6 protein-coding genes are annotated in these 6,641 nt (G+C 55.3%); 3 read left to right on the top strand and 3 right to left on the bottom strand.

Features of this window, described 5'->3' with window-relative positions; translation table 11 throughout:
• The first annotated feature begins 66 nt into the window (after nucleotides 1-66).
• Nucleotides 67-693 (top strand): type 1 glutamine amidotransferase domain-containing protein, encoded by a 627-nt coding sequence (locus MJ643_RS29960; RefSeq protein WP_247727231.1) that lies wholly within the window; start codon nucleotides 67-69, stop codon nucleotides 691-693.
• Between the two features lie 71 nt (nucleotides 694-764).
• Entirely contained in the window at nucleotides 765-1,391 is a 627-nt protein-coding gene (locus MJ643_RS29955) for a glutathione S-transferase (RefSeq protein ID WP_038410327.1), read from the top strand.
• Between the two features lie 214 nt (nucleotides 1,392-1,605).
• Here the strand turns inward: MJ643_RS29955 and MJ643_RS29950 are convergent, their stop codons facing one another.
• Complete coding sequence (locus MJ643_RS29950) at nucleotides 1,606-3,567, bottom strand: methyl-accepting chemotaxis protein (protein WP_038410326.1); 1,962 nt, start codon at nucleotides 3,565-3,567, stop codon at nucleotides 1,606-1,608.
• Between the two features lie 659 nt (nucleotides 3,568-4,226).
• Nucleotides 4,227-4,715: a hypothetical protein gene (locus MJ643_RS29945; RefSeq protein WP_047933002.1), complete on the bottom strand. Its 489-nt coding sequence runs from the start codon at nucleotides 4,713-4,715 to the stop codon at nucleotides 4,227-4,229.
• Between the two features lie 228 nt (nucleotides 4,716-4,943).
• Here MJ643_RS29945 and MJ643_RS29940 point away from each other — a divergent pair, with 228 nt between their 5' ends.
• Nucleotides 4,944-5,420 (top strand): helix-turn-helix transcriptional regulator, encoded by a 477-nt coding sequence (locus MJ643_RS29940; RefSeq protein ID WP_038410323.1) that lies wholly within the window; start codon nucleotides 4,944-4,946, stop codon nucleotides 5,418-5,420.
• A gap of 257 nt (nucleotides 5,421-5,677) precedes the next feature.
• Here the strand turns inward: MJ643_RS29940 and MJ643_RS29935 are convergent, their stop codons facing one another.
• Nucleotides 5,678-6,166 (bottom strand): hypothetical protein, encoded by a 489-nt coding sequence (locus MJ643_RS29935; RefSeq protein ID WP_049870844.1) that lies wholly within the window; start codon nucleotides 6,164-6,166, stop codon nucleotides 5,678-5,680.
• Nucleotides 6,167-6,641 lie beyond the last annotated feature (475 nt).

Genomic DNA, 6,641 nt, shown 5'->3' with positions numbered 1-6,641 from the left:
TGAGAAACGCTATTTCCTGAGCTTGGAGAGTGTCTAGGAAACCAGGGGCGATTCAGTAACACCGGCTTGAAAACAGGATTCTGGCTTGAAGAGTTCGCCGCGCCCTACTACGTGTTCAAGGATGCAGGAGCCGAAGTTGTTTTGGCATCGCCGGCAGGCGGTCAGCCACCGCTTGATCCGAAAAGCGAGCTGCCAGATTTCCAGACTGAAATGACCCACCGTTTTAACGGCGACTTAGAGGCGCATACAGCTTTGGCAAATACGGTCAGACTCGACTCGGTGAGTGAGGAAGGGTTTGATGCCGTGTTCTACCCAGGCGGACATGGCCCTTTGTGGGATCTCGCAGAGTCGGAGACCTCCATCAGCCTGATTGAGTCCTTTGAACGTGCGGGCAAGATACTTGGCTTTGTTTGCCACGCACCAGGTGTGCTGCGTCACGTCAGCACTGCTGGCGGTAGCCCACTAATCAAAGGACGCCGCGTTACTGGCTTTACCAATGGTGAGGAGGCCGCAGTCGAACTGACGGAGGTTGTGCCATTCTTGATCGAGGACGAGTTCCAGAAGCTTGGCGGTCTCTATGAAAAAGGTGGTGATTGGGCACCATTCGTAATCGAGGACGGCAGGCTGATCACCGGACAGAATCCAGCGAGCTCTGAGGGCGTAGCCAAGGCACTGGTCGCTCAGCTGAAATAAGTAGTAGGCCTGCCTGGACTCCTCAAGAGTTCAGGCGCGGCACAATCCGACACTTCCAAATGAGACCTTCCATGATCAAACTTCACCACCTCAACGCATCGCGCTCTCTGCGAATTCTGTGGCTGCTAGAAGAAATGGGCGTGAAGTACGAGCTGATTCGCTACCAACGCGACCCCGTCACCCAACTCGCGCCGGACACCCTCAAAAACATTCACCCGCTCGGCAAGTCGCCGGTGATTGAGTTTGAGAATCAGGTCATGGTTGAGTCAGGAGCCATCGTTGAGTACCTAATCCGCCGATTTGCGCCGGAGCTGGAACCCCCAATTACCTCTCCAGACTACGTCCCTTATCTGCAATGGATACACTTCGCGGAAAGCTCTGCGATGGTGCCGATCCTGCTTAAGGTTTTCACACAATTCGAGTCCAATTCAGGCACGAAGCTGAATTTCCTTGATGGCTACACTCAGACCGAATTCGGCAAGGTCTTGGGCTTCCTGGATGACGTGCTTGCAGACAAAACCTTTATCGTGGGAGACAAATTGTCGGGAGCTGATTTCATGCTGGCTTTCGTTGCCACGACAGTCGTCGAGCAACTCGGTGAAGGGCACACGCATCCACACCTCTCTGCCTACCTCCAACGTTTGACCTCCCTGAATAGCTGGAAGCGAGCAGTGGAATTGGAGCAACAAGGCGTCTGATGCATTTCGAGCGCGGCACTGAAGAGCGTCCGCTGTAAGCAGGATGCTCAACGTTCACCCAGCGCCTTTCCTACATTTGGCTTGGGGAGTCTGAACAAGGCAGCGCCGCAATCTCTTGTCTCAGAACAGTCCAACCCATCAGTCCGGTTGCCCAGCTGGACGACCTCAATACGCGTCACTGGGCAAACAAACTGGCCATGTCATCGTACACCACTCATGCAGTCCGAAAGCGACCCACCAACTCTTGTTGATGCTCAGCCAGGCGGGCCAACTCCTGACTCGTGACAGCCGTCTGTTGAGCTCCAGCGCTCACTTGAATGACCAGGTCATTGATCTCATTGACACTACGATTGATGTCTTCAGAGACTGCGCTCTGCTCTTCCGCCGCAGATGCAATCTGAATGGTGCGATCCGTGATACGTGCAATGCCCTCGGTGATAGAAGTAAGCAGGTCACCCGCACGCGCTACCCGCTCAGCACCCGATTGTGCTTTACTCAAGGTTTCAAGCATGGAGGTGCTCGCACGATCCGAACCTACCTGCAGCCTGGTGATCATCTGCTGAATACTGCCGGTGGATTCTTGAGTACGTTGTGCCAAGGTTCGAACTTCAGAGGCTACTACAGCGAAGCCTCGACCGTGATCACCGGCGCGTGCTGCTTCGATAGCAGCGTTAAGTGCGAGCAGATTAGTCTGCTCGGCGATTCCACGGATCACGTCAAGCACCGACGAGATTTCATCACACTCACGCTTGAGCTCCACGATGATCGTCGATGTATGCTCTGCCTGGTTCGACAGGTCGTGAATCAGCGCAACAGTCCCATCAACCTCAACACGCCCCTGAGCGGTACTGCTCTGGATCTGCTGCGAAAGGTTGGCAGCGTCGTTGGTGCTGTGCGCTACATCCCGCACAGTAGCGCTCATTTCGTTGATGGCAGTCGCTACCAGCTCTGTGCTTTGACGCTGTTGCTCGACGCTCCGGGTCGTTTGCAGCGTGACTGCCGAGGATTCCTCGGCAGCCGTGGCCACTTGGGCGGTAGCACTTCCTATTTCCTGTACGATCTCCGCGAGTTCATTGGCCATTCGGTTCAGGTTTTCGGCGATTTGACCAAATTCGTCCCTGCTGCGGAAGCTCACTCGCGCTGTGAGATCGCGGTTAGCAAGTCCGTCCAGGGTTGAATTAATCTCCTTCACCGCCTTGCTGATGCTGTTGATAATAAGCCAAGACAACAGAGCCACCATGCACAACGCGAACAACGCACCGACGACGGTTATCCAGAGCGCTCGAATCGCGCCGCCACGGGCATCATCGGCCAGCAACTCAACCCTTTGCGCCAGCGCCTTCTCGATGTCGCCCATCTGATCGATGCGGGCCGTGGCAGTTTTGAACCAGACCTCAGGCTCAACACCCAATGGTTGACCTAATGGCACATCGGATGCGAGTCGCTGCAGCCTGGCCACCTCTTGAGCAGCCGGCGCCTCCTGGCTCTGCTTGAACTTGGCCAGAATTTCAACGGAAGCCTTCCGCCCAAAGCTCTGATAGTAAGCAGAATACTCGCCCAGATTCCGACTAAACCGCGACAGCAGATTGGCGTCGAAATGATCCTGGTTAAAAACCAGGCCAAGCAGCACGCGCTCTCGCCCGGCCCTTTCCTTAAGCTCAATGAATTGGTTGAGGGCATTAAGCGCGTGGATAACGACCTTGCTGCTGACGCGCCCCTCCAGGGAGTGCGTGTAGCCAATCGACGCCCCGATGATCTCTGTGTACCTAGCTCCAGATTCGACGTTGTCGATTGCGAGTTGATCGACCTGTTTGCGCAGGCCCGCAAGGGCGTCTAGCTTACTCAGCAGCGCGTCAAGCTCGGCATCGTTGGCGTTCGGCATGCGCCGGACGGCTTCCAGGGCCGCGTCGCTCTCACTGCGCAACGGGCCCAGTCGATCGCCCATGCTCGCGCCCTTGCTACCAAGGAACACTCCACTGGCACCTCGCTCGCGCTGCAATACAGTGATCAACTGGCTCAGCGACTGCGCTACACGGCTAGCATCAACGGTGTTTTCCATGTCGCGATAGGTTCGGAAATTGTCGGACAGGTACGACCCTGCGAGCACTAGAAAGCCGAGAAGAGGCAAGAGCAAAATGGAAAGAAGCTTCAGACGAAGCGGTGCATTAGTCAGCATGCTTTTAGCCTCGCTGGTAGTAGGAAAAATCAGAATCTCAGGTCTGCTGAGGGCCAAGGGATCGGCCAAAGCGCCACGACATCAAAAGGCCATTATTGTATGGCCATTCAATAAACCACGGATAGCCTCTACCACCCAGCCTTACGGTTGTTTGTACCTATAACTGATGTTGATCAAGAAAAGCTGCTGCGAGCACCAACGCTCGATAGCCGGACGGGCCTTTCCATGATAAGGAGAAAAATGCTGAAGGAGGATGCGAACGCCACTACCGAACCAGATCTCAAATTCAACTTCGAACAACTGTCTTTGCCACCTTGGACTGTAAGCCGCCAATGATCATTTTTGACTTGAACACCAACGATGCCGAGTCTCTTCTTAACCTATGCAAAACCTACGAGCCGCCTCCTGGTGACGCCCGCGAGAATCGCAGGCTAGAAAGTGCCCTCAACGAGCTGAGACAAGCCCTTATCACTCACTTGAGCACTGAGCCGTCGGACTGAGTAGAGAGGATGAGCGTGTTGGCCCCACGAAGACTGAAAGTCTGTGCACGCCAAATCATGGCGAACGTAGTGTGGCAAGAGAATCGCAAAATGAAGGCCGCGATAAATCGGAGGCATAACCGACTCACTGCGGCTCAAAAGGATAGGCTTGAGTTGCTGCTACACGCTGAAACCGTGGCTCGCGAGCTGCGCGCGAAGGTGACTGTCTTTAAGCACCTTTGGGAAACTGACGATCAACTTCCAGATGACGTATACGAACACGATCGGCACAATCACCCCCAGATATCCGCCAAATAACAGCCCCACCAAACTCAGTGGGACAAACAGCAAGCACAGCACAAGTCCCGTTAGCCGCATCTTTTTTATCCAGCTGGTGAAGCCCTCCGCTTCATAGAGCTTCTCACCAGCTGCCGTCTTGATTGCGTACAAAATAAAGCCAAGCCGCCCCAGCTTCACGAAATAGAACTCACCCTCCATTCCAGGCTTGAGGTAGGACGCAATGTAGTGCCCTACCCCGACCTTCCGGATCAAGCGTACTGCGCCGCTGGCCTCTTTCAACCTGACGTATGTGTATTCACTCCCTTCTGGAAGGTTGTTGTATGGGCCCATCACTTCCAGGACGCCCTTCACCACAATCGCATCCGACATTGGAAACACTCCATTCCTGCACTGGGCAATCATTCCCGAGTGCGTACATTCGTCCATGCGGACAGCGACAGGCTGTCGCCCCAAGGCACAGCCGCTTCGGCATCTCAAAGCTCACTACCGTGGCCGGAAGCCACAAAGCAATGGCACCCTGATATCCCGATAGAGGCACTATATTGCATGGTTCGGGAGTCGGAAACATGGCTCTATCCTCGATTTCGAGGAATATTGATGCCACTGATGCCGGCGATTGCAGCCTTGGTACGCGTGATCAGAAATGCCAAAGGCCTATCACAGGAGAAAATGTCGGGCTCTGTTGAAGCTCGCCACATGCACAACATTGAAAATGGGCGCTCAAGTATCACCATCGGCAAACTCGAAGCCGTTTCCGCACGACTTGAGGTAGAGCCTGCAGCGCTGGTTGTGCTCGCCTGCGCCTTGGAAAAAGGACTCAGCGATGACCAGGTTCTGGAGTTGCTGAGAAGCGAGTTTCAAAAGATCGACGCGCTGGGCGCACGAGACCGGATCGGTGAGCACTATCACGATGGCAAGGTGAACCGGGTGCGACCAGGTCGGCAAGTCGACCCGCACAAACTCACGGCCATCCGGCAGGCTAAAGCAGCTGGGGAATCCCAGGCCTCTGTGAGTGCACGCTTGGGCCTGCCAAAATCCACTGTCGGTAGGCTCTGGCACTTGCCGGAGGAGTAACGTGTGCTAGCCAGGGCATGAGCAGTCAACCGGGATCTTAGCCCTGATCAAGCGCACGGTCTCTGTCCCCGATGTCCTCATCAAAGCGGTTACCAAGCGATCGGGGCACCCCCATTGCATGCGCGGCTGTACCGAAACGAGAGTGTTCAGCCGAGAGCACAAAAGTACTCCTCCCTTAAGCTGACAATCTCAACGTGCCCGGAACATCAGGCGTGTTCAACTGACCGATCAGGATGGCAACTTTGGTAGCCACTCCATCATGGCTTGGTGAATGCCACGCTTTTGGACGCCGCCACAATGGCTGGGTCGTTGCGGATATGTGCCCTATCAATCAACGACGTTGTGCCCACTGCGTTACTCAAGGCAAGTAATGCCGGCAGACTGATTTTTTTGCGCGCACCTGAGCCGGCCAATACGAACAGCCCTTGACCACAGGCAAAGAAACAATCCTTTGACTCAAGTGCCGGGCCTGTCAGGAAACTACTCCCGGCTTCGAGTTGACCTGCGCTGTCATGCACCACTGCGTGGGCGTACAACACCGTCGGCATATGGGCGAGCCCTTCCAGGTGACGCTCCCATTCGGCGGACACCACAACGTCAAGCAGCATCCACTGACGCACAACATAAAATCGTACGCCGGAAAACTCCTCCGATGCGGCTTTGATAGCCTCGGAATCACTTAATCCCGAGCCTCCAATCACCAAGGCGGGGCCATGCAAGATGTCGGAAATCAGGTGCTGCTCCACACTGCCCTCTTCGATTAAGCGTCAGCGCAATCGCTGACGAATACAGCTGCGCCACACCCTCACAAGCCTCTAACGCCTTACGCGTCTGACCCATTCCGCAGCTCTCTGCCTGGACTCCAAGTACCCCGGGTAATCCAGCACTTCGCTTGGATCAATCGAAACCCTACCCTGGATCACCTTCAGCGTTTTGAGCGCCCTAATTGACTCAGTCACTCGGCGCTCATCAGCACTAAGCGGCTCCCCCACCAGAAGTCTGAGCAGCCACTGGCTAACCTTGCTCGATGCACCCGCGTTACGGCATCGCATGTGACGGCCCAATCTCACCATCCACGCAGTACCAATAACTGCCGACCACACCGACAGTTCGCCGCCGTTCAGACACAACCAAGCTCCACCAAAAACTCTGCGTTGAATCCAGTGTGAATCGCCCCGGGTTTCGTGGAGGCCGTTTCGTTTAAGTCAGGCCGCAATGGCC

The sequence above is a fragment of the Pseudomonas sp. PNPG3 genome, assembly GCF_023093815.1.
GTDB lineage: Bacteria > Pseudomonadota > Gammaproteobacteria > Pseudomonadales > Pseudomonadaceae > Aquipseudomonas > Aquipseudomonas asiatica.
Note: the sequence above shows the minus strand (reverse complement) of the source record. Positions and strands in the feature narration are given on the sequence as shown.